The 21,534-nt window shown below is 63.5% G+C and carries 20 protein-coding genes and 2 pseudogenes; 11 read left to right on the top strand and 11 right to left on the bottom strand.

Features of this window, described 5'->3' with window-relative positions; all coding sequences use genetic code 11:
• Positions 1-38 precede the first annotated feature (38 nt).
• A pseudogene (locus F6X40_RS04225) lies at positions 39-572 on the top strand (dihydroxy-acid dehydratase); the annotation flags it as partial.
• Between the two features lie 469 nt (positions 573-1,041).
• On the opposite strand, the gene F6X40_RS04230 reads toward F6X40_RS04225, so the two are convergent.
• Positions 1,042-1,353 carry a high-potential iron-sulfur protein gene (locus tag F6X40_RS04230; protein WP_184069709.1) on the bottom strand — a complete coding sequence of 104 codons (312 nt, stop codon included), beginning with the start codon at positions 1,351-1,353 and terminating at the stop codon, positions 1,042-1,044.
• A gap of 81 nt (positions 1,354-1,434) precedes the next feature.
• Between F6X40_RS04230 and F6X40_RS04235 the strand changes: the two genes are divergently transcribed.
• The 4 genes and pseudogenes from F6X40_RS04235 (at position 1,435) to F6X40_RS04250 (ending at position 3,536) form a co-directional block, all read left to right on the top strand.
• Entirely contained in the window at positions 1,435-1,842 is a 408-nt protein-coding gene (locus F6X40_RS04235) for an iron-containing alcohol dehydrogenase (RefSeq protein WP_262421362.1), read from the top strand.
• Between the two features lie 45 nt (positions 1,843-1,887).
• On the top strand, positions 1,888-2,760 hold the full coding sequence (locus F6X40_RS04240) for an intradiol ring-cleavage dioxygenase (protein WP_187626924.1): 873 nt from the start codon (positions 1,888-1,890) through the stop codon (positions 2,758-2,760).
• 5 nt (positions 2,761-2,765) lie between these two features.
• A pseudogene (locus tag F6X40_RS04245) lies at positions 2,766-3,086 on the top strand (YciI family protein).
• Between the two features lie 195 nt (positions 3,087-3,281).
• The gene (locus F6X40_RS04250) at positions 3,282-3,536 is read left to right on the top strand and encodes a hypothetical protein (protein WP_184069452.1); all 255 of its coding nucleotides are present in this window, start codon (positions 3,282-3,284) and stop codon (positions 3,534-3,536) included.
• Between the two features lie 100 nt (positions 3,537-3,636).
• Here the strand turns inward: F6X40_RS04250 and F6X40_RS04255 are convergent, their stop codons facing one another.
• From F6X40_RS04255 to F6X40_RS04275, 5 genes are all read right to left on the bottom strand, one after another.
• Positions 3,637-4,404, bottom strand: coding sequence for an ABC transporter ATP-binding protein (locus F6X40_RS04255; protein WP_184023798.1), 768 nt, complete (start codon positions 4,402-4,404; stop codon positions 3,637-3,639).
• A gap of 37 nt (positions 4,405-4,441) precedes the next feature.
• Positions 4,442-5,155: an ABC transporter permease gene (locus F6X40_RS04260; protein ID WP_090810803.1), complete on the bottom strand. Its 714-nt coding sequence runs from the start codon at positions 5,153-5,155 to the stop codon at positions 4,442-4,444.
• On the bottom strand, positions 5,152-5,841 hold the full coding sequence (locus tag F6X40_RS04265) for an ABC transporter permease (protein WP_184069456.1): 690 nt from the start codon (positions 5,839-5,841) through the stop codon (positions 5,152-5,154). The genes F6X40_RS04260 and F6X40_RS04265 overlap by 4 nt, the downstream gene beginning before the upstream one ends.
• 83 nt (positions 5,842-5,924) lie before the next feature.
• Positions 5,925-6,698 (bottom strand): ABC transporter substrate-binding protein, encoded by a 774-nt coding sequence (locus F6X40_RS04270; RefSeq protein ID WP_187626925.1) that lies wholly within the window; start codon positions 6,696-6,698, stop codon positions 5,925-5,927.
• A 279-nt stretch (positions 6,699-6,977) separates the two neighbouring features.
• A complete protein-coding gene (locus F6X40_RS04275; RefSeq protein ID WP_187626926.1) occupies positions 6,978-7,895 on the bottom strand; it encodes a LysR family transcriptional regulator in 918 nt (305 codons plus the stop codon).
• Between the two features lie 458 nt (positions 7,896-8,353).
• Here F6X40_RS04275 and benA point away from each other — a divergent pair, with 458 nt between their 5' ends.
• The 5 genes from benA to F6X40_RS04300 all read left to right on the top strand — a co-directional run bounded on the left by benA (position 8,354) and on the right by F6X40_RS04300 (position 13,476).
• Complete coding sequence (benA, locus tag F6X40_RS04280; RefSeq protein WP_187626927.1) at positions 8,354-9,721, top strand: benzoate 1,2-dioxygenase large subunit; 1,368 nt, start codon at positions 8,354-8,356, stop codon at positions 9,719-9,721.
• The gene (benB, locus tag F6X40_RS04285) at positions 9,718-10,209 is read left to right on the top strand and encodes a benzoate 1,2-dioxygenase small subunit (protein ID WP_184023816.1); all 492 of its coding nucleotides are present in this window, start codon (positions 9,718-9,720) and stop codon (positions 10,207-10,209) included. Before benA ends, benB begins: the two co-directional genes overlap by 4 nt.
• 25 nt (positions 10,210-10,234) lie before the next feature.
• The gene (benC, locus tag F6X40_RS04290) at positions 10,235-11,257 is read left to right on the top strand and encodes a benzoate 1,2-dioxygenase electron transfer component BenC (RefSeq protein ID WP_187626928.1); all 1,023 of its coding nucleotides are present in this window, start codon (positions 10,235-10,237) and stop codon (positions 11,255-11,257) included.
• Entirely contained in the window at positions 11,254-12,045 is a 792-nt protein-coding gene (locus F6X40_RS04295; RefSeq protein WP_187626929.1) for a 1,6-dihydroxycyclohexa-2,4-diene-1-carboxylate dehydrogenase, read from the top strand. The genes benC and F6X40_RS04295 overlap by 4 nt, the downstream gene beginning before the upstream one ends.
• A gap of 165 nt (positions 12,046-12,210) precedes the next feature.
• A complete protein-coding gene (locus tag F6X40_RS04300; protein WP_262421363.1) occupies positions 12,211-13,476 on the top strand; it encodes a benzoate/H(+) symporter BenE family transporter in 1,266 nt (421 codons plus the stop codon).
• 277 nt (positions 13,477-13,753) lie between these two features.
• On the opposite strand, the gene F6X40_RS04305 is transcribed toward F6X40_RS04300, so the two are convergent.
• The 5 genes from F6X40_RS04305 to F6X40_RS04325 are packed head-to-tail and all read right to left on the bottom strand — an operon-like array spanning position 13,754 to position 19,075.
• Positions 13,754-15,280 (bottom strand): efflux transporter outer membrane subunit, encoded by a 1,527-nt coding sequence (locus F6X40_RS04305; RefSeq protein WP_187626930.1) that lies wholly within the window; start codon positions 15,278-15,280, stop codon positions 13,754-13,756.
• Positions 15,281-15,292: 12 nt separating this feature from the next.
• The gene (locus F6X40_RS04310; protein ID WP_184024287.1) at positions 15,293-16,408 is read right to left on the bottom strand and encodes an ABC transporter permease; all 1,116 of its coding nucleotides are present in this window, start codon (positions 16,406-16,408) and stop codon (positions 15,293-15,295) included.
• Positions 16,409-16,440: 32 nt separating this feature from the next.
• Positions 16,441-17,421 carry an ABC transporter ATP-binding protein gene (locus F6X40_RS04315; protein WP_187626931.1) on the bottom strand — a complete coding sequence of 327 codons (981 nt, stop codon included), beginning with the start codon at positions 17,419-17,421 and terminating at the stop codon, positions 16,441-16,443.
• The gene (locus F6X40_RS04320) at positions 17,418-18,383 is read right to left on the bottom strand and encodes an HlyD family secretion protein (RefSeq protein ID WP_187626932.1); all 966 of its coding nucleotides are present in this window, start codon (positions 18,381-18,383) and stop codon (positions 17,418-17,420) included. The genes F6X40_RS04315 and F6X40_RS04320 overlap by 4 nt, the downstream gene beginning before the upstream one ends.
• Positions 18,380-19,075, bottom strand: a complete 696-nt coding sequence (locus F6X40_RS04325) for a TetR/AcrR family transcriptional regulator (RefSeq protein ID WP_187626933.1) — start codon at positions 19,073-19,075, stop codon at positions 18,380-18,382. Before F6X40_RS04325 ends, F6X40_RS04320 begins: the two co-directional genes overlap by 4 nt.
• Positions 19,076-19,479: 404 nt before the next feature.
• Here F6X40_RS04325 and F6X40_RS04330 point away from each other — a divergent pair, with 404 nt between their 5' ends.
• Complete coding sequence (locus F6X40_RS04330) at positions 19,480-21,396, top strand: potassium transporter Kup (protein ID WP_187626934.1); 1,917 nt, start codon at positions 19,480-19,482, stop codon at positions 21,394-21,396.
• Positions 21,397-21,534 lie beyond the last annotated feature (138 nt).

A 21,534-nucleotide genomic window follows, 5' to 3' on the forward strand; every position in this document is an offset into this window, starting at 1 on the left:
GCCGCGACCGTGATCGACGATGCCGACATTCACGCGTGGCCGCCGCTACTCCCGAACTGCTCGAACGCGAAGGGCGTGCCGTGGTATTTACCTCGCTCGAAGATCTGGCCGCGCGCATCGACGACCCGGGTCTGGACGTTCGCGCGGACGACGTTCTCGTATTGCAGAACGCGGGGCCGCGCAGTGCTTCAGGCATGCCCGAGGCCGGCTATCTGCCGATCCCGCAGAAACTTGCGCGGGCGGGGGTGAAGGACATGGTGAGGATTTCAGATGCGCGCATGTCGGGCACGGCGTACGGGACCATCGTGCTTCACGTGACGCCAGAAGCGGCGCTCGGTGGCCCGCTGGCGCTGGTGCGCAACGGTGATCGGATCCGGCTCTCGGCGCGGGACAAGCGGATCGATCTACTGGTCGACGAGGTCGAACTGGCGCGTCGTGCCGCTGAGATTCGTCCGGCGCAAGGGATGTATGCGCGCGGTTACCAGCGGCTCTATCACGATCACGTGCTCTCTGCCGCCGCAGGGTGCGACTTCGACTTCCTCACCGCGTTTCCTTCCGAAGAGCTTAAGTAAGTTCATCCCCCATCAGAGGTGTCGTCGAAGATTCGATCGTCGAATTCGATCGGGAACGGGTCGTTCCGGCTCAGAGTTCCGGCTTCGGACGCGTTCCGGCAGTCGTCAAGACGCGCCGAAACAACGTTTGATGTGATTCCCGACTATGGCGGATTGCCTGGGCCCCAGTGTTTCGAGGCGTGTAACGCCCATTGGTATCGCGGCTCAATCTCGCAAGTGGCCGGACTAGACCGTCGATCCTGTTGGATATGACCAGGCGAGATGGTGGTGAACGGAGGCTGGCTTGTTATTCCTTGTCATAACGGCGCACTGGAACGCGGCTATCGGCGCGAGCTACGATGAAGCGAACGGTGACGTGACGACAGCTGGAAGAGCAGTTAAGGGGCGCGACGTCCATCCCACGGCGCTCCACACCCGTAGGTTGACGCTGTACACAGCGGTATGCCCAATGACAACGACGGCCTGTAAATTACGCCTTTTTCACGTAGGCGTTACACCACCCTTTTGCGTCGACCAGCTTGCCCCCGTAAGTCGGACACGGCCCATTCGTGGAACCGGGTTTGCCTTGATACAGTTGGCAATTGGCGCAGGTCTGCCCTGGCTGGTACCGAGGGAATTTCGCCTTGTCGACCTTCGATGCGTCCATCTTGTATCCGAGGGCCAGTGCGGTCGGATCGTTTTCGGACAGCACAGGCGCGTCCGCGTTTGACTTTGTCGAGAGAACCGTCGTTGAGGCAACGGATGCGGCAAGTATCATGAAATGACGGCGAGAGAGCGACACGATCGACACTCCTTTCGAGACACAATCAGACGGTGGCAAAGTGACGGTGAACCGGTCAATCGCAAACCGCCTCGTCATAACATGAGCAATCAGCATACCTGCACGATCCAGTGTGACGGATTGACAGATTCAGCGATTAGCAGCGAAACAGCATTCACTTCCCATCACAAGCTGTGTCATACGTTGGGCGGTACGTTTAACCTGCCGCATACGGCACACTACAACCACGACGCCGCGCCCGATGCGCTTGCGCGCGTCGCACGCGCGCTCGGCGGCAAGCGCGCGGCCGACGCGGGTCCGCTGCTGTTCGAACTGAACCGCGCGCTCGGCATTCCGATGGCGCTCGCGCAGATCGGCATGGCCGAGCAGGGACTCGACGAAGCGGCCGATCTCGCGTGCAAGAATCCGTATGCGAACCCGCGTCCCGTGGCGCGCGACGCGATCCGCGCGCTGCTGCAACGTGCGTGGCAGGGCGCCGAACCCGCCTGAGCATTGGCCAACGCGGCGCCGCCAGAACAATCGATGGAGGAAGACATGTCGACAGACAGCAAAGAAGCCGAGCAGGCCCTGACCGAGCAGGTGGTAGCAAGCTTCGCGGGCACGCCCGACGAACGGCTGCGCACGCTGATGCAAAGCCTCGTGCGGCACATGCATGCGTTCGTGCGTGAAGTCGAGCCGACCGAGGCCGAATGGATGTCGGCCATTCGCTTTCTGACCGACACCGGCAAGATGTGCGATGAACTCGTGCGTCAGGAATTCATCCTGTTGTCGGATACGCTCGGCGTATCGATGCTCGTCGACGCGATCAATCACCGTCTCGCGACGGGCGCGACCGACACCACCGTATTCGGTCCGTTCTATATTCGCGGCATGCCCGAGCGCGCGTACGGCGAGAACATCGCGTTCACGCCGGGCACGCCCGCACTCGTGCATGGGCGCGTGCTGTCGACGGACGGTGAGCCGCTTGCCAACGCGGTGCTCGACGTCTGGCAGACCGCCGATAACGGCATGTACTCGGGGCAGGACACCGAGCAGCCGCACGGCAATCTGCGTGGACGTTTTCGCACCGACGCCGAAGGCCGCTACGCGATTTCGACGATCGTGCCAGTCAGTTATCCGATTCCGACCGACGGCCCGGTCGGCCGCATGCTCGAAGCGACTGGACGGCATCCGTGGCGACCCGCGCATCTGCACTTCATGATAGATGCGCCGGGGCATCGGACACTGGTCACGCATGTGTTCGATCGCGAGGATCCGTATCTGGATTCGGACGCGGTGTTCGGCGTGAAGCCCTCGCTGATGGTCGACTATCGCGAGTGCTCCGCGGATCACGAACTCGCGCGCCGCTTCGGCTTCGATGGACCGTTCCGCGAAGCGCGCTACGACTTCATCCTCGATCGGAGTTGATGACGATGGCAAGCTTTTTCGCGGTATTCGCGACCGACAAGCCCGGCATGCGCGAAGTGCGCGAAGTGTGCGAACGGGTGCGTCCGGTGCATCGGACGTGATTGCGCGGCAATCCGCATCGTGGCGTGTTCGTGCGCCTCGGCGGTCCGACGCTCGCGCCGCAATGCGATGCGATGAATGGCACGTTGCTGGTCGTCGAAGCGGAGCGTATCGACGATGTGATGGAGTTCGTCAGCAACGATCCGTACATGCAGGCGGGGCTGTTCGATTGCGTCGAGATCCGTCCGTGGGACTGGAGCCTCGGCAATCCGGAACGGAGAGTCTGAGCGATGAACGAAACACCCTCGATGCGGTGAAGATCGCGGTCGACGGGAATGCGTGGGTCGTGTTGAACCGTTAGTCGACGCTCGCCTGACCCTGTCGAGGACATTCAAGCCGTCTCGTCCGAGTCTCGACAGCAGCCCTCCGGTGACGTACCGTTATGGCCTTGCGCATCGGGCTCGCTCCGCGATGGCAACTGGTTGATCCGTGACGGCCTGAACGTGTCGTATTCGGCGGCACCGCACAGCGTGGAGATCGTCGGCGACGAACTGCTCGTGCACGTGGCGCCGCGTGACGTATCGAACCGCGAACGACAGCTCGATACCGGGCTCTTTACGTGGCGCTTCTTTTCGCAGCAAAGCGGCGATGCGGGCAGCCTCGCGGCGCGGTCACACGAGTCAGGCGTGATCCTCGTGCTGCCGGAGGGCGAGAGCGAACACACGGTGTATCTGTGAACCGCGCGCAGACCAGTGCGATCGGGTGAGTGGCGCAGTCGTTCTGGAAATGATTCGAGGTAAGGCGCGAGGCTGAACGACGCGCCATACCCCGCCGCCGCTACTTCAACCGCCCCGCCAAAAACTGCTGCAACCGCTCACTGCGCGGATTCGTCAGCACCTGATGCGGATGCCCTTGCTCCTCGATCTTGCCCTTGTGCAGGAATACGACATGATTCGACACGTTGCGCGCAAAGCCCATTTCGTGCGTGACGACGATCATCGTGCGGCCTTCTTCTGCGAGCGCCTGCATCACACGCAGCACTTCGCCGACGAGTTCGGGATCGAGCGCCGAAGTCGGTTCGTCGAACAGCATCACTTCCGGCTCCATCGCAAGCGCGCGAGCAATCGCGACGCGCTGCTGCTGACCACCGGACAGATGCGACGGATATTTTTTCTCCGTGCTGGCCGGCAAACCGACCTTGGTCAGATACTTCCGAGCGCGTTCCTCGGCTTGCGCGCGGCTCAATCCCAGCACGCTGATCGGCGCCTCGATGATGTTCTCGAGCACCGTCATATGCGCCCACAGATTGAAATGCTGGAACACCATCGACAGACACGTGCGCATCGTTTGCAACTGCTTCGGATGGGTCACGCGTAGCGAGCCGTTGCGATCCCTGCTCGTGTTGATTTCCTCTCCGTTCAGCGTGATGCGCCCGGAGCACGGCGATTCGAGAAAGTTGATACACCGCAGGAAGGTGCTTTTCCCGGAGCCGCTCGACCCGATGAGGCTAATCACGTCGCCCGCCTTCGCCTTCAGCGAGACGCCCTTCAATACCTCGTTGTCGCCGAACTTCTTGTGCAGGTCGTCGACCGTCAGCTTGTACATGCTCGTATGCTCCATCATGACGCGAATGCGTCCGGGTTTAATGCGCTTGCGGTTTCAGATAAGCCAGCAATCGGATTTCCATCTTGCGGAAGCCCCAGATCAGCGCGAACACGATCGCCGCATACAGGATCGCCGCGATGCCGTACGCCTGGAACGTCGCGTAGGTCGCGGAGTTGACGTCGCGCGCCACTTTCAGAATGTCGGGGACGGTCGCCGTGAACGCGAGTGTCGTCGCGTGCAGCATCAGGATCACCTCGTTGCTGTACGAGGGCAGTGCCCGGCGCAGCGCCGAAGGCAGGATGATGCGCGTGTACAGCTTGAACTTCGACATGCCGTAAGCCTGGGCCGCCTCGATTTCACCGTGCGAGGTCTCCCGGATCGAGCCCGCGAAGATCTCGGTGGCATACGCGCATTCGTTCAGCGCGAACGCGAGCAGCGTGCAGTTCATCGCATTGCGAAAGAAGCTGTCGAGCATCTGGTGCGAATGGACGAAATGCAGACTGTAGAGGCCCGTGTAGATCAACAGCAACTGAACGTATAACGGCGTGCCCCGGAAGATGTAGGTGTAAAGCCAGACGGGTCCGGAGATGTAGCGGTTGCGCGACGCGCGCGCGATCGCGAGCGGCACGGCCAGCACGAAACCCAGCACGATCGACGCAACCAGCAACCACAGCGTGATGACGAGGCCGGTGTAGTTGAAGCCGTCCGTGAACAGGTAGTTCTGCCAGTATTGACGAGTCAGTTCGATCACAGCGCGGCCCTCCGTACGCCGATCGAGTAGCGCTTCTCGAGGCGGTTCAAGAGCAGATTCGAAATCGTGGTGATGGCGAGGTAGATGGCTCCGGTCGCCAGCGTGAAGAAGAAGAACGACTGCGTGCTCTTGCCGGCGTCCTGCGATGCCTTGACCACGTCCGCGAGACCGATGATCGACACGAGCGCGGTGGCCTTCACGAGCACCTGCCAGTTGTTGCCGATGCCGGGCAGCGCGAAGCGCATCATCTGCGGGAACAGGATGCGGGTGAACACGCGCCGCGCGCTCATGCCGTACGCGAAGCCCGCTTCGATCTGCCCGCGCGGCACGGAGAGAAACGCGCCGCGGAAGGTTTCGGTGAAGTACGCGCCATAAATGAAGCCCAGCGTGATCACACCGGCGAGAAACGGATCGATGTCGATCTGCTCCATGCTGAACATGTCGGTCAGATCATTGAGCCAGATCTGGATGCTGTAGAACAGCAGCAGCATCAGCACGAGATCGGGCACGGCGCGGATCAGCGTCGTGTACATCGTGCCGATGCGCGAGATCGCACGGTTGGTCGACAGCTTCGCGGCGGCGCCGAGAAGTCCCAGCGCAAACGATGCCGCGAGCGACAGCACCGCGAGCTTGATGGTTACCCACGTGCCCGCGAGGAGCAGCGGACCGAAGCCTTGAAACAGCATGGGAGTGTCCTTGTTGAAGGAGCGAACCGCGCGCATGCGCGCGGGGCCTGGCGAGCGGGTGGAGCGGGCTTGTGGGGGCGGACTTAACTGCCGTACACGTCGAAGTTGAAGTACTTCTGCTCGATCTTCTTGTAGGTGCCGTCCTTGATCATGTCGGCGATCGCCTTGTCGACCTTCGTCTTCAGATCGGCGTCTTCCTTGCGCATGCCGATGCCCGCGCCGTTGCCGAGGATCTTCGGATCGTCGATGGTCTTGCCGACGAAGTCGAAGCCCGCGCCGCGCGGCGTCTTCAGGAAACCCTGGTCAGCCTGCACCGCGTCCTGCAGCGCTGCGTCCAGACGGCCCGACTGCAGGTCGGTATAGACCGCGTCCTGGTTCTGATACGGCACGACCTTCACGCCCTTCGCCTCCCAATAGGTCTTCGCGTAGGTTTCCTGGATCGTGCCCTGTTCGACGCCCACCGTCTTGCCCTTCAGCGAGTCGGCGGTCGGCAGGATGCCCGAACCCTGCTTCGCGACGAGACGTGTCGGCGTGTTGAACAGCTTCGTCGAGAAGGCAATCTGTTCGGCGCGTTGCGGCGTCATCGACATCGACGACAGCACGCCGTCGAACTTCTTTGCCTTCAGTGCCGGAATCATGCTGTCGAAGTCCTGCTCGACCCACACGCACTTCGCGTTCAAACGGCGGCAGATTTCGGTGCCGAGGTCGACGTCGAAGCCGACCAGCTTGCCATCGGTCGCTTTCGATTCGAACGGCGCGTAGCTCGCATCCACGCCGAAGCGAACCGTGGACCAATCTTTGGCGAAGGCGCCGGTGGCAGCGAGCGCGAGGGCGAGGGACAAGGCGAGTTTCTTCATAAAGTCTCCGGGAGGGATGCTGCGAGGTGCGATGTTGTATAGACAAATTATCCCGTACGAGCGATGAGCGGCAATCGGGGTTAGTGCTTACAGGCACCCGGGAAGGAGACAGGGAATAGGCGTTAAAGCCTTTGTGGACAAGCTTTAAAGGCTAATTGAAGGGCTGCGGGCGCAGCCGGAATTTTCGCGTATACCCGCGGTCTATACCGTGGCGGATATCTTGTCCATACAACTTCGTTACGGCGACGCCCGCCTAGGCGTCGGACCGCGCAATCCGCTCTACGAATGCGAAGGCGGCAGATAGGTCATGTGCTCTTCGTCGTACAGCGCGTAGATCAGTTCGAGCATGCGCTGGATGTCGGCCGATTCATCGAGCATGCGCATGCTCATGATGATCGGCGACACGAGGTTCTGATCGTCGAGGTCCTTGTAGGCGACGTCGCCGCGCTGCAAGCCGTACACGCTCGCCGGCACGATCGAGATGCCTTCGCCCGCGCCGACGAGTCCGAGCGCGATCTGCAATTCGCGCGTCTCGTAGAGCCGCTGCGGCTTCAGACCGCGATCGTGAAACGCGGCGAGCACCTGGTCCGCGTAACTGGGCCGTGGCGCCTTCGGGAAAATGATCAGCGTTTCGCCGGTCAGGTCGTGCAGCGACAGCACCGGCTTCGCGGCGATCAGCGGATGGCCGAGCGGCAGCGCGACGATCATCCGTTCTTCGCGCAGCACGATGCGCCGGATGCTCGGGTCTTCGTGACGGATGCGGCCGAAGCCGACGTCGATGCGGCCTTCCTTGAGCGCCTTGATCTGATCCATCGTCGACATCTCGTGCAGGCTCAGCTCGACGGTGCTGTTCTCGGTACGAAAGCGCCGGATGATTTTCGGCAGCATGCCGTACAGCGTCGAGCCGACGAAGCCCACCGACAAACTGCGCTCGATCTTGCCGACGCGCCGCGTCATCGCCTCGATTTCCGTCGTTTGCGCGAGCAGTTGCACGGCGTGCGAGTAGAAGAAGCGGCCAGCCTCGGTCAGCTTCAGCGGCCGCGAGTTGCGCTCGAACAGTTGCACGCCAAGGATGTCTTCGAGCTGCTGGATCTGCCGGCTCAGCGGCGGCTGCGCAATATGCAGACGTTTGGCGGCCTTGGTGACATTGCATTCCTCGGCGACGGCCACGAAGTAGCGCAGATGGCGCAGTTCCATAGAAATACCTTTTAAGTATCGTCGCGATACCAAATCAGTGTTGGACGATGCAAATGGCGTAGAACTATCCTTCAGTTACCGTAGACGCCCCACAAAATTATACCTCCCGAGCATCGATAACTCGGCCGGGTCTGAAGCGTCGGTCGGCCCCCGGAGACGGCGCAGGCAAATCCTCGCGCATGGGATCCAAGACCTAGAAAGAGTTCAGGAGCAGCAATGAGACATGCTGATATCGCAACCCCGATGCAAGGGTTGTGCACCGATTCCCTCAGGCACCAGGTCCCGCCTCCCGTGCCGAAGGTCGAGCGCTTGCGCGCCACGGCCTGACGCCATACGGAGGCGCACCGCCTCCGCTCCCCGACGTGAAAGACCAACCGGCCACCGGCCTCCCGGCAGGCAGGCCGCTCCCTATACGCGTGCGTCGCACGCATACCAACAGTCCGAATCAGGAGACACGCATGATTCCGATCTACCCGGATCACACTCCGCAACTGAAGAACATCGACGACTTTCTCGTCGAAGACAGCGAGCGCGGCGATTACCGCCTGCATCGCAGCGCGTTTACCGACGAGCGTCTGTTCGAACTCGAAATGCAGCACATTTTCGAGGGCAACTGGATTTACCTGGCCCACGAAAGCCAGATTCCGAACAACAACGATTACTTCACGACCTACATGGGCCGTCAGCCGGTCGTGATCGCACGCAATCGTCAGGGCGAGCTGAACGCGTTCATCAACTCGTGCACCCATCGCGGCGCGATGCTGTGCCGCCACAAGCGCGGCAACAAGGCGACCTATACGTGCCCGTTCCACGGCTGGACCTTCAACAACAGCGGCAAGCTGCTGAAGGTCAAGGACCCCGCGGACGCCGGCTATCCCGACTGTTTCAACAAGGAAGGCTCGCACGACCTGAAGAAGCTCGCGCGCTTCGGCAACTATCGCGGCTTCCTGTTCGGCAGCCTCAGCGATGACGTGCCGCCGCTCGAGACGTTCCTCGGCGAGGCCGCGCGCATCATCGACATGATCGTCGACCAGTCGGAAGACGGTCTCGAAGTGCTGCGCGGCTCGTCGACCTATACGTACGAAGGCAACTGGAAGCTGACCGCCGAAAACGGCGCGGACGGTTATCACGTGTCGGCCGTGCACTGGAACTATGCGGCAACGACCAATCATCGCAAGGAAGAGAACGCGCGCGAAGACAAGATCCGCGCGATGGATGCCGGCAGCTGGGGCCGTCAGGGCGGCGGCTTCTACGCGTTCGAGCACGGTCACATGCTGCTGTGGACGCGCTGGGCGAATCCCGAAGACCGTCCGAACTTCAGCCGCCGCGAGGAATTCGCCGCGCGCTGCGGCGCCGAGCGCGCGGACTGGATGATCCAGAACTCGCGCAACCTGTGCCTCTACCCGAACGTGTATCTGATGGACCAGTTCGGCTCGCAGATTCGCGTGCTGCGGCCGCTGTCGGTCAACAAGACCGAGGTGACGATCTACTGCATCGCGCCGAAGGGCGAGTCCGACGAAGCGCGCTCGCGCCGCATCCGTCAATACGAGGACTTTTTCAACGTGAGCGGCATGGCCACGCCCGACGACCTCGAGGAATTCCGCGCCTGCCAGCTGGGCTACGCGGGCCGAGCGGTCGAATGGAACGACATGTGCCGCGGTTCGAAGCACTGGATCGACGGCGCGGACGAAGCCGCGCAAAAGATCGGCCTCAATCCGGTGATGAGCGGTGTGAAGACCGAGGACGAGGGCCTCTACACGGTGCAGCACCGCTACTGGATCGACACGATGAAAAAGGCGCTGAATGCGCCGGGGAGCCGCGCATGAGCAACATCGCCATCACCGATATTCAGGCTTTCCTGTTCCGCGAAAGCCGCCTGCTCGACGACGAGCAATGGGACGAGTGGCTCGCCTGCTATCACCCGGACGCGTCGTTCTGGATGCCGTCGTGGGACGACGAGGACAAGCTCGTCACCGATCCGCAGCGCGAGATTTCGCTGATCTACTACCCGAACCGCCAGGGCCTCGAAGACCGCGTGTTCCGCATCAAGACCGAGCGTTCGAGCGCGACGATGCCCGACACGCGCACGAGCCACAACGTGGCCAACGTCGAAGTGGAGAGCGCGGACAACGGCGTGTACACGGTGCGCTTCAACTGGCACACGCTGAGCCATCGCTACAAGACGAACTACAGCTACTTCGGCATGTCGCGCTACGTGATCGACTTCAACGGCGCGCAGCCGCAAATCCTGAGCAAGTACGTCGTGCTGAAGAACGACTACATCAATCAGGTCATCGACATCTACCACATCTAGCCGGTGCGGTTGCAGGAGACAGGTCATGGAACACACTATTGCACTTCAGTTCGAAGACGGCGTCACGCGCTTCATCAGCTGCCGTGAGAACGAAACGCTGTCGGATGCCGCTTACCGGCAGAAGATCAACATTCCGCTCGATTGCCGTGAAGGCGCGTGCGGCACCTGTCGGGGGCTGTGCGAATCGGGTGCGTACGACATGCCCGAGTCGAGCTACGTCGAAGATGCGTTGAGCCCCGAGGAAGCGAGCCAGGGCTATATCCTCGCGTGCCAGACGCGGCCGCGCTCGGATCTGGTGATTCGCGTGCAGGCGTCGTCGGCGGCGTGCAAGACCGGGGTGTCGCGTTTCGAAGGCACGCTCGCGGCGGTCGAACGGCTGTCGGATTCGACGATCCATTTCTCGGTCGATATCGACGGCGCGAGCGCGCCGAGCTTCCTCGCGGGTCAATACGTGAACGTCGAGATTCCGGGCGCGAGCGGCGAGAGCCGGTCGTACTCGTTCAGCTCGGCGCCGGGCGCGACGCGCGCGGCGTTCGTCGTGCGCAACGTGCCGGACGGCAAGATGAGCGGCTTTCTGAGCAACGATGCGCAGCCTGGTCAGCAGATCGGCTTCACGGGTCCGTATGGCAGCTTCTATCTGCGCGATCCGCAGCGTCCGGTGCTGTTCCTCGCGGGCGGCACCGGCATCGCACCGTTTCTGTCGATGCTCGACGTGCTAAAGGCGAGCGGCAACCTGCAGCCGGTGCGCCTCGTGTACGGCGTGACCAACGACATCGATCTGGTCGCGCTCGAACAGATCGAAGAGGCGCAGCGCTCACTGCCGAATTTCAGCTATCGCACCTGCGTCGTCGATTCCGCGAGCAGCCACGAGCGCAAGGGCTACGTGACCGCGCATGTGGATAGCGAATGGCTGAACGACGGCGACGTCGACGTCTACCTGTGCGGCCCGGTCGCGATGGTCGAAGCGGTGCAGGGCTGGCTGCGCGACAGCAGCGTCGAGCCCGTGAACTTCTACTACGAAAAATTCTCTGCGAGCAACGTAGCATGACTTCGACCTTTACCGATCGCTTCAAGGGCAAGGTGCTCGTCGTGACCGGCGCGGGCCAGGGCATCGGCCGTGGCGTCGCGTTGCGCGCGGCGCGCGAGGGCGCGGCTTTGGTGCTGGTCGACCGTTCCCCGATCGTGCACGAGGTGGCCGAACAGATCGCACGCACAGGCGGCGAAGCGCGCGCGTTCATCGCCGACCTCGAAACCTATGCGGGCGCGGCCGCGATGACGGCCTTCGCGATCGAGGCGTTCGGCCGCATCGACGCGCTCGTCAACAACGTCGGCGGCACGATCTGGGCGAAGCCGTACGAGGAATATGAAGCAGAGCAGATCGAGGCCGAGGTGCGGCGTTCGCTGTTCCCGACACTGTGGTGCTGCCACGCGGTGTTGCCCGTGATGCTGAAGCGCGCGAGCGGGGCGATCGTCAACGTGTCGTCGATTGCGACGCGCAGTATCTATCGCGTGCCGTATGCAGCTTCTAAGGGCGGCGTCAACGCGCTGACCGCGAGCCTCGCGTTCGAGCATGCCGAACACGGCATCCGCATCAACGCGGTCGCGACCGGCGGCACCGAAGCGCCGCCGCGCCGCGTGCCGCGCAATACGGCACCGCAAAGCGAGCAGGAAGCGACGTGGTATCAGGGCATCGTCGATCAAACGATCGCGTCGAGCCTGATGCATCGCTACGGCACGATCGACGAACAGGTCGGCGCGATCCTGTTCCTCGCTTCCGATGACGCGTCGTATATCACCGGCACCGTGCTGCCGGTCGGCGGCGGCGATCAGGGCTAGCGAGCGGCTGCGGCTGAACAATGCCGATAGGCCGCGCGGCGATCGTCCTTCATACTATCGGCCCGGAATGACTCCGCGCTCTGACGGTGACTTGCGGCGGCCAGCGGCAACCTGCGCCGCGAGGCGCATGTCACCGACAGCGGGCCGCCCTGACTCACATCGACGATGAATCCCACCCCTAGCCAGGCGCCGACCACGCGCGCCGTTGCGGCCGACTGGTCCGTGTCCGCCGTCGTGGCCGGCTTTCTGGCCGTGCTGATTTCGTACGCGGGCCCGCTCGTGATCTTCTTCCAGGCGGCGCAAGCGGCCCACATGCCCAACGAGATGGTTGCGTCGTGGGTATGGGGCATCTCGATCGGCGCGGCCGTCTCCGGCATCTTCGCGAGCTGGAAGCTGAAAGTGCCGGTCGTGACCGCGTGGTCGGCGCCCGGCACCGCGCTGCTGGTCGGACTGTTTCCCGCGTTGACGCTGCATCAGGCGGTGGGCGCGTATCTGAGCGCCGCCGTGATCATTCTGCTGATCGGTATCTCGGGCTATTTCGACCGCATGGTGCGCAGCATCCCGAAGGGCATCGCCTGCGGGATGATGGCCGGCATTCTGCTGCAGTTCGGCACGCATGCGTTCAAGGCGGCGGCGTCGATGCCTGCATTGGCGTTCGGCATGATCGGCGCGTACATCGTGTTCAGGCGCCTGCTGCCGCGCTATTGCATCGTGCTGGTGCTGTTGACGGGCATGGTGCTCGCCATTGCGCTCGGCGCCGCGCACCTGGGCGCGCTGCCGCTGCAAGTCACGCGGCCGATCTTCATCAAACCCGAATGGACGCTGAGTTCGACGCTGAGTCTTGCGTTGCCGCTCGTGGTCGTCAGTCTGACCGGGCAGTTTCTGCCGGGGATGGCGATTCTGCGCGTGTCCGGCTATCACACGCCGGCCCGGCCGATCATCACCGCGACGAGCATCGCGTCGATCGGCGTGGCGTTTTTCGGTGGCATCACGATCGTGATCGCCGCGATTACGGCGGCGTTGTGCACGGGCAAGGATGCGCACGACGACCCGGACAAGCGCTATATCGCGGGCATGGCGAACGGCGTGTTCTATCTGATCGGCGGCACGTTCGCCGGTGCGATCGTCGCGCTGTTCACGATGCTGCCGAAGGAGTTCGTCGCGATTCTGGCGGGCCTCGCGTTGATCGGTGCGATCACGTCGAACGTGATGGGCGCGATCCAGGACGAAGACCATCGCGAGGCCTCCGTGATCACGTTTCTCGCGACCGCATCCGGTATGACGTTCCTCGGGCTCGGCTCCGCGTTCTGGGGCATCGTGATCGGCTCGTTCGCGTACCTAGGGTCTGTTTACATATGGAACGCACGTGCGAATGCCCGCTATCGGCCGTCCCCCAAGGGGACTTCCTTCGGGGCGCAGGGCAAGGAGTAAGGAGCGCTGCGTGGCCGTGCCACGTGAGCGACGCACGACGCCGCCATGCGGCCGATAGCGGGCATTCCCCTGGAATGAATTTCAGAACTGGGGTTGCCGCGAGAAGGGCCGCTCGCTGCGTCATGCTCCTTGCGAATACGTCGAGTATTCGCGGCGTCGCAATCCTTGCGAGCGGCCCTTCTCGCGGCAACGCACGTGCGTTCCATATGTAAACAGACCCTAGTGCTGAACAAGGTGCGGCGCGAGACGCCTGCAAACCGATGACCAACCGATCGACTCAAGGCCGCGCCCCGAGCGCCTGATAGAGCGCGGCGGTATCGGCATAACGCTGCGCGGCGGCTTTGGTGCGATCGAGTCCGGTCTGCAATTCCTGGCGCTGCGTATCGAGCAGTGTCAATTGACTGATGCCGCCCGCCGCATACCGCTGGCTGGCGATCCCTGCGCTGTGTTGTGCGCTGCGCTGCGCGGCGTCGAGCGCCTGCAATGCAATCGCGTCCTGATCGAGCGCGCGCAGCGCGTCGGCGACCTGTTGCAGTCCCTGCAGCACGGTTTGCTTGTAGACGGCGAGCGCCGCTTGCCAGGCCGCCTCCGACGAGCGCTTGCGCGCCAGCAGTTCACCGCCGTGGAACAGCGGCTGCGTGAGACCCGCTCCGAAATTCCACACGTTGAAGCCCGTCAGCAGATCGGACACGTTGACGCGTTCGGTCGCCGCGCTGCCCGACAGCGTGATGCGCGGATACAGGTTCGCGGTCGCGACGCCGATGTTCGCGCTCGCCTGATGCAACAGCGCCTCGGACGCGCGAATGTCGGGCCGCTGCCGCGCGAGCGTCGACGGCAAGGTCAGTGGCAGATCGGCCGGCAGCACTAGCGTATCTAGGTCGAGCGCGGCGAGGTCGTGGGTGGTGGCCAATTCCGCCGGCGCGCGTCCCAGATAGATCGCGAGTTGATGATCGGTCTGCGCAAGCTGCGTGCGCAATGGCGGTAACGTCGCGCGGGTTTGCTGCACGAGCGTGCGCTGGCTCAGCAGATCGACCTCGGAGATGCCGCCCGCGCCATAGCGGCGTTCGGCGATATCGAGTTGCTGCATCTGGTTGGCGAGCAGCGCTTCGGTGAGGGCGATCTGCCGCGCAAGCGACGCGCGTCGGATCGCCGCCGTCACGACGTTGCCCGCGACCGTCAAACGCGCGGCTTCGAGTTCGTATTGCTGATAGTCGACCTGCGCGGCCACCGCTTCGAGCGCGCGGCGATTCGCGCCGAACAGATCGAGCGTGTACGACACCGTGACCTGTGCGCTGTACAGCGTGAACGGCGCAAACGCGCGGCCCTGCGTCAGCTGACCGAAGCCGAGCGCCTCCGGATCGATCTTCTCGCGCGTGGTCGACAGGTTCGCATCGACTTGCGGCCATAGCGTGCCGCCCGCCTGCGCGCGATAGTCCTGCTGCGCTTCGTCGAGTTTCGCGCGGGCTTGCGCGAGAGTCGGGCTATCGTCGAGCGCCTGTTGCACGAGCGCGTCCAGCGCCGGCGAGCCGAAAGCGCGCCACCAGCCGTCGCCGGGCACCTCGGTCGGCACGAAGTGTTGCGCGGCGCCGCCGGGACCATCGGCTGCGACGGTGCTCGCCGCAAGCGGCGCGGCGGTATAGCTCGACACGCGGGTCACGTCGGGTCGATGGAAATCCGGGCCGACGGCGCACGCGCACAATGCCGCGCTTGCGCAGAAGCCGGCCAGCCGGCGCAGGGCGGAACGCTGGGACCAACAAGCCGCGCGATGAAAAACCGCGTCACGAAAGCCAGGAGCGGAACACATTGCAGGCCTTCCTCAATCGAGCGTGCGCCGATAGAACTTCACGGCGATACCCATTACGACGAACAGAAAGATCAGCAGCGGCCATACATGCGGCCACATGTCGGCCCAACCGACGCCCTTGAGCAGAATGCCGCGCACCAGCCGGTTGAAGTAGGTGAGCGGCAACAGGTTGCCGATGTACTGCGCCCACTTCGGCATGCCCGCGAACGGAAACATGAAACCCGACAGCAGGATGTTGGGCAGAAAATAGAACATCGTCAGTTGCATGGCCTGCAACTGGTTCTGCGCGAGCGACGACAGCGTAATGCCGATCGTCAGATTGGCCGCAACGAACAATAGAGCGGACAGATACAGCGCGATCAGACTGCCTTCGAACGGCACGTTGAACACGAAGCGCGCCGCGGCGAGAATGATGCTGACCTGCACCAGGCCGATCGCCACGTAAGGCACGATCTTGCCGGTCATCACTTCGAGCGGCAGCACCGGCGTGGCGAGCAGATTTTCCATCGTGCCGCGCTCGCGTTCACGCGTGATCGCGAGGCCCGTCATCATCACCATCGTCATCGTCAGGATCACGCCCATCAGGCCGGGCACCACGTTGTACTGGGTCAGGCTTTCGGGGTTGTAGAGCCGGTGCAATTGAACGTCGAAAGCGGCGGGGCCGACTGCGAGCGTCGACAGCGGACCCGTGAGGTCCTTCCGCAACACCGACTGCGCGATCGACGGCAGCGCGCCGAGCGCGGTGCCCACCGCGGTGGGGTCCGTCGCGTCGGCTTCGACGAGCAGCGATGGCCGCGCGCCCTTGGCCAGATCGCGCGTGAAACCGACGGGGATATTCAGCACGAACAGCACCTTGCCCTGCGCGAGCGCGCGGCGACCGGATTCTTCGTCGGGCAGCGTCGATACGATGTCGAAGTAATCGGAGTTGCGCATCGCCATCAGGAAACTGCGCGTGAACTCGCTGTGATCGGCGGCGATCACGGCGGTCGGCAGATGCTTGGGGTCGGTATTGATCGCGAAGCCGAACAGCGCCATCTGCATGATCGGCAGCACGATCATCATCGCAAACGTGATGCGGTCGCGCTTCAGTTGCAAAAACTCCTTGCGCACGACGCTCCACCAACGCATCAGCGAAAAGCGTGGAAGTCGGCGGGCGGAATTCACGATGCTTTGCCCGAAGGGGTGGCGTAATTGTCGGTCGAGCGGTTCATCATGAAGATGAACACGTCCTCGAGGCCGGTTTCCTGTCTTTCGATCCGCAACGCCGGGTCCGAATGAGCCAGCTGGTCGATCGTGGCGTGGAGTTCGGGCGTGTCCGGACCGCTCACGTGCAGCGACGAACCGAACGCCACCGTCTGCTCGACGCCGGGCGAGCGGCGCAGCCGGTCGCCGAGCTCGACGAGATTCTGGCCGTACACGGCCCACGTCACGAGCCCTTGCGAATCGATGACCTGTTTCGACGTGCCCTGCGCGAGCAGCTTGCCGTAGGCGATATAAGCGAGCTTGTGGCAGCGTTCCGCTTCGTCCATATAGTGCGTGCTGACGAGCACCGAGATGCCGCGCGCCGCGAGGCGATGCAACTCTTCCCAGAAGTCGCGGCGCGCGCTCGGGTCGACACCTGCGGTCGGTTCGTCGAGCAGCAGCAGTGCCGGCTCATGGAGCATGCACGCGGCCAGCGCGAGACGCTGCTTCCATCCGCCCGACAGTGCGCCGGCCAACTGCTTCGCACGGCTTTGAAGGCCAAGCTGTTCGAGCGCGCGATCGACCGCCTCGCGGCGGTTCTTCATCTCGTAGAGGCGCGCGACGAAGTCGAGGTTTTCGCGGATCGTCAGATCTTCCCAATAGGAGAAGCGCTGCGTCATATAACCGGTGCGCCGCTTGATCTGCGCGCTGTCCCGCACGATGTCGTAGCCGAGACACGTGCCGCTGCCGGAGTCGGGCGTCAGCAGTCCGCACATCATGCGGATGCAGGTGGTCTTGCCGCTGCCGTTGGGGCCGAGAAAGCCGAAAATCTCACCGCGCTGCACGCGCATCGTGACATCGTTGACCACGTGCCTGGTGCCGAAATGCTTGTTCAGCCCCTGCACGTCGATCGCGTACACGGGGTCGCTGGCATTGCCGGGGGGCGCGGGCGCACTCATTGCAGCGTGACCGTGACGGGTTGGCCGGGCCGCAGCTTCGGCGCATCGGCGGTCCGGGGTCGGGCTTCGACCATGAACACGAGTTTCGCGCGGCTTTCGTTGCTGAAGATCACCGGCGGCGTGTACTCCGCCTGGTCCGAAATGAAGCTGAGCACGGCCGGCACATCGGCCGCGCAACCGTCGCAATGAATCGATACGCGACGGCCCGGCGCGAGCGAACCGACCACTCCCTGGGGCACGAAAAAGCGCACCTTGACGTTCTCCGGCGGCAGCATGCGCACGACGGGGCTGCCGGCCGGCACCCATTCGCCGCTGCGATACATCGTGTCGAACACGAGGCCGGCGTGCGGCGCGTGCACGCTTTTCTGATCGAGCTTCCATTGGGCCTGGCCGAGCTCGGCCTGCGCCGCGTCGACCTGCGCCTGCTGCGCGCGGATCTGTTCGATCCGCCCAGGCAGACGCGCGACGGCCAGCTGGCTTTGCAACTCACGCACGTGCGCGGCGCTCGACAACGCGGTCGCGCGCGAGTCGTCGAGCTGGCTTTGCGCGATGCCGCCCGCGCCGAATTGCTGTTGGTCGCGGCGGAACTGCGTCGCGGCGCGCGTCGCATCGGCTTCGGCCTGCACGAGTTGCGCGCGCGTCACATCGACTTCCGGCGGACGCTTGCCGGTTCCAAGGTCGGCAAGCTGGGCGCGGGCCGAGCGCAGTTGCTCGCCCGCCTGCGCGACGGCGTCGGTTTCGTTCTGCGCTTCGAGCGCGAAGAGCGGCGTGTTCTGCGCGACGGTCTGCCCGCGCGAGACCGAGAGCTCGGTCAACTGTCCCGCCTGCGAAGACGCGAGGTACAGGAACTCGCCTTCCACATAGCCTTGCCACGTGTTCGCCGGTGGTCGCGAACAGCTTGCGCACGCGATGCACAGCGCGAGCAACGCGGCACGTCGGGATGAGCTGGCGAACACGATCATGACGGCTTGCCCTTCGCGCGGCGTGCGGTGGACGTCGCCCCGGTTGCGGCCTTGGCGTTGGTTTCGACCGCCGTGGTTGCGCTCATGCCCTGCGCGAGCAGCGCGACGACATGGCGTTCGAGCGTCGCGCGATCGAACGAGGTGCGCGGATTCAGGCGCTGCCAGATCCTCGCGGTTGCCTGCGGCAGCATCACCAGAGCGAGCACCGAGTTGAACAGCAGCAACGGTTCGAGCTGGGCGTTCAACTGACCCGACGCGCAGCCACGCGCGATGTTCTGACCGAACGCGGCGAGCTTTTGCACGGGGATCCGCGCAAACGCGCGCTCGCGCAGCAAACCGCCTTCGTTGACGATCTCGCGCAGCCAGAGCGAAGGCAGCCACGGCATGGTTTCGGTGACATCGAACATGCGCTTGACGATGCCTTGCGTCAGCGCGAGCGGTTCGTCGTGTTCGGGATCGACCGGGTCCCAGATCGCGCCGAACGCGGCGACGAGCCTTTCCTCGAACAACGCGTCGAGCAGCTTTTCGCGCGTCTGGAACCAGTAGTGCACCATCGCGGATGTCACGCCGCTCGCCGCCGCGATCTGCGCAACCGTCGTGTTGGCGATACCGCGCTCGGCGAACAGCGCCACCGCGACATCGAGCAGATGTTCGCGTGCGTCGAAGTCCTGCGAATGAGGACGGCGACCCATTCGGGAACGGGCGGCTTGCGGCATGGACACCAGACTAATTGATGAGTTAGTTAGTTTTAACTCCTTGATACTAGGATATTTTCCGGTATGGCGAAGGAGGGGAAATCCCTGGCGGCGAACGGCCTTTATTCTCTCGTTGATCCGCGTCAGGAAGCGCGCGACGTCACTGCCTGGGTAGCTTCGCTTTCGCCGTTCCGCCTGACGTTAAGCTGACAATGGACGGCAGTTGGCATCCCCGCGCGAAGCGCATTTTCGCCGGAAATTTCTATACTTTCTCTAGCGCACACCCGGCACGATCCAGCCCGTACGACCCAAACGAATTCACATCAACGAAACGATAGAATCGAAGCGAACCCGCGGCGCGGCCATCGCGGCTCACGCGCGATTCGTATGAGGAGGCAGACATGGCACATTCCGCATCCGCCGCGCCGGCGAAGGAAGGCCACGGCGAAGCCTCGCCGCCTCTGCCAGCGCTCGCGCTGGCTGCGCTCGGCGTGGTCTACGGCGACATCGGCACGAGCCCGCTCTATACGCTCGCCACCGTGTTCGATCCCAGCAACGGTCTCACGCTCAATGCTTTCAATATCGTCGGCATCGTCTCGCTGATCTTCTGGTCGCTGATGATCGTCGTTTCGCTCAAGTACGTCGTACTGATCCTGCGGGCGAATAATCATGGCGAAGGCGGCATCATGGCGCTGCTCGCGCTCGCGGCGTCGTCGATCGCGTCGCGGCCGCGTTTGCGTCGCAGCCTCCTCGTGGTGGGCGTGATGGGCGCGGCGCTGTTCTTCGGCGATAGCGTGATCACGCCGGCCATTTCCGTGCTGAGCGCCGTGGAAGGGCTCCAAGTCGTCGAGCCCGGGCTCAAGACCTATGTGATTCCAGTGACGCTCGCCGCGCTCATCATCCTGTTCGTCACGCAAAAGCACGGCACGGGCGGCATCGGCGCCGTGTTCGGGCCCGTGATGGTGCTCTGGTTCGTCGTGATCGGCGTGGCGGGCGTCTCGAACATCATGGCCGCGCCGGTCGTGCTGTATGCGCTCAATCCGCTGGAAGGGCTCGGCTTCGTCATGCATCACCGCTGGCTTGCGTTCGTCGCGCTCGGCGCGGTGGTGCTCTCGCTGACGGGCGCCGAGGCGCTCTACGCCGACATGGGCCATTTCGGCAAGCGACCCATCCGCCTTACCTGGTTCGGCGTCGTTTTTCCCGCGCTCGCGCTCAACTATCTGGGCCAGGGCGCGCTGCTGCTGGCGAATCCCGGCGCGGTGCAAAACCCGTTCTACCGCCTGTTCCCGCAGTGGGCCATCGTGCCGATGATCGTGCTGGCGACGATCGCCACCGTGATCGCCTCGCAGGCCGTTATTTCGGGCACCTTTTCGATGACGATGCAGGCCATGCAGCTTTCCTTCCTGCCGCGCATGAACGTCGTGCATACGTCGGAGCGCGAGATCGGGCAAATCTACGTGCCCGGCATCAACTGGATCCTGTTGATCGCCGTGGTTGGGGCGGTGTTGGGCTTTCGCTCGTCCACGGCGCTCGGGTCCGCGTATGGCATCGCCGTGACCGGCACGATGCTCATCACCACGTTCCTGACGTTCTTCGTCGTGCGTTACGCGTGGCGCTACAACTGGCTGCTGTGCCTGCTGTCCACCGCGTTCTTCTTCGTGATCGACGCGTTGTTCTTCTCGGCTAATCTGCTCAAGATCGTCGATGGCGGCTGGTTCCCGCTCGTGATCGGCGCGATCGTGTTCACGGTCATGGCGACGTGGGGACGCGGCTGGGAAATGATGCTGGCCGAAGCGCGCGTGCGGGCGGGAAAGACGCCGCTCAAGCCGTACCTCGCTGCGCTGCTCGAAAGTTCGCCGACGCGCGTGGGCGGCACGGCGATCTTCCTGACGCCGGACGCCGACGCGGTGCCGCACGCGCTCGTCAACAACCTGCGGCACAACCGTGTGCTGCATGAGTGCACGGTTTTCCTGAGCGTCATAACGAAGAACGTGCCGTGGGTGGCCGACAGCGAGCGCGTGCAGATCAGGCCGCTGTGCACGGGTTGCTGGCACGCAACGGTGAAGTACGGATTCAAGGACGAAGTGGACTTGCCGCGCACGCTGGCCGCCTACAAATCGCCGGAACTGGCCTTCAACCTGGACGACACATCGTGGTTCCTGAGCCGCGCGGCCGTGGTACCCAAACGCGGCCACGGGATGGCGCTATGGCGCGAGCGGCTTTTCGCGGTGATGCTGCACAACGTGGGCAATATTGCGGCGTTCTTCAAACTACCGGCCAATCGCGTGATCGAAGTCGGCGCGCGCGTGGAGATCTAGAGCGCGCCGTTCAGCAAGCGTGGAGCAGCGGCGGGCCTGCTTCGATACTCCTCGGCACCGTAACCGCCGCGCCTGCGTAGTCAGCACGCGAGGCGGAGGCGAATCGCCCTTGTCCCACGCTAGCGTTGAGCGCCGCTT

The sequence above is a fragment of the Paraburkholderia sp. UCT31 genome (assembly GCF_014397655.1).
In the GTDB taxonomy this organism is placed as follows: domain Bacteria; phylum Pseudomonadota; class Gammaproteobacteria; order Burkholderiales; family Burkholderiaceae; genus Paraburkholderia; species Paraburkholderia tuberum.

What these genes read in the sequence shown, in the direction of transcription:
- F6X40_RS04265 (WP_184069456.1), bottom strand. Translation starts at nt 5,841, where the DNA reads ATGCTGTTTCAAGGCTTCGGTCCGCTGCTCCTCGCGGGCACGTGGGTA.
- F6X40_RS04305 (WP_187626930.1), bottom strand. Translation starts at nt 15,280, where the DNA reads ATGTGTTCCGCTCCTGGCTTTCGTGACGCGGTTTTTCATCGCGCGGCT.
- F6X40_RS04240 (WP_187626924.1), top strand. Translation starts at nt 1,888, where the DNA reads ATGTCGACAGACAGCAAAGAAGCCGAGCAGGCCCTGACCGAGCAGGTG.
- F6X40_RS04255 (WP_184023798.1), bottom strand. Translation starts at nt 4,404, where the DNA reads ATGTACAAGCTGACGGTCGACGACCTGCACAAGAAGTTCGGCGACAAC.
- F6X40_RS04320 (WP_187626932.1), bottom strand. Translation starts at nt 18,383, where the DNA reads ATGATCGTGTTCGCCAGCTCATCCCGACGTGCCGCGTTGCTCGCGCTG.
- benA (WP_187626927.1), top strand. Translation starts at nt 8,354, where the DNA reads ATGATTCCGATCTACCCGGATCACACTCCGCAACTGAAGAACATCGAC.
- F6X40_RS04270 (WP_187626925.1), bottom strand. Translation starts at nt 6,698, where the DNA reads ATGAAGAAACTCGCCTTGTCCCTCGCCCTCGCGCTCGCTGCCACCGGC.
- F6X40_RS04315 (WP_187626931.1), bottom strand. Translation starts at nt 17,421, where the DNA reads ATGAGTGCGCCCGCGCCCCCCGGCAATGCCAGCGACCCCGTGTACGCG.
- F6X40_RS04325 (WP_187626933.1), bottom strand. Translation starts at nt 19,075, where the DNA reads ATGGGTCGCCGTCCTCATTCGCAGGACTTCGACGCACGCGAACATCTG.
- F6X40_RS04295 (WP_187626929.1), top strand. Translation starts at nt 11,254, where the DNA reads ATGACTTCGACCTTTACCGATCGCTTCAAGGGCAAGGTGCTCGTCGTG.
- F6X40_RS04275 (WP_187626926.1), bottom strand. Translation starts at nt 7,895, where the DNA reads ATGGAACTGCGCCATCTGCGCTACTTCGTGGCCGTCGCCGAGGAATGC.
- F6X40_RS04310 (WP_184024287.1), bottom strand. Translation starts at nt 16,408, where the DNA reads ATGCGTTGGTGGAGCGTCGTGCGCAAGGAGTTTTTGCAACTGAAGCGC.
- benC (WP_187626928.1), top strand. Translation starts at nt 10,235, where the DNA reads ATGGAACACACTATTGCACTTCAGTTCGAAGACGGCGTCACGCGCTTC.
- F6X40_RS04330 (WP_187626934.1), top strand. Translation starts at nt 19,480, where the DNA reads ATGGCACATTCCGCATCCGCCGCGCCGGCGAAGGAAGGCCACGGCGAA.
- F6X40_RS04235 (WP_262421362.1), top strand. Translation starts at nt 1,435, where the DNA reads ATGAGCAATCAGCATACCTGCACGATCCAGTGTGACGGATTGACAGAT.
- F6X40_RS04300 (WP_262421363.1), top strand. Translation starts at nt 12,211, where the DNA reads ATGAATCCCACCCCTAGCCAGGCGCCGACCACGCGCGCCGTTGCGGCC.
- benB (WP_184023816.1), top strand. Translation starts at nt 9,718, where the DNA reads ATGAGCAACATCGCCATCACCGATATTCAGGCTTTCCTGTTCCGCGAA.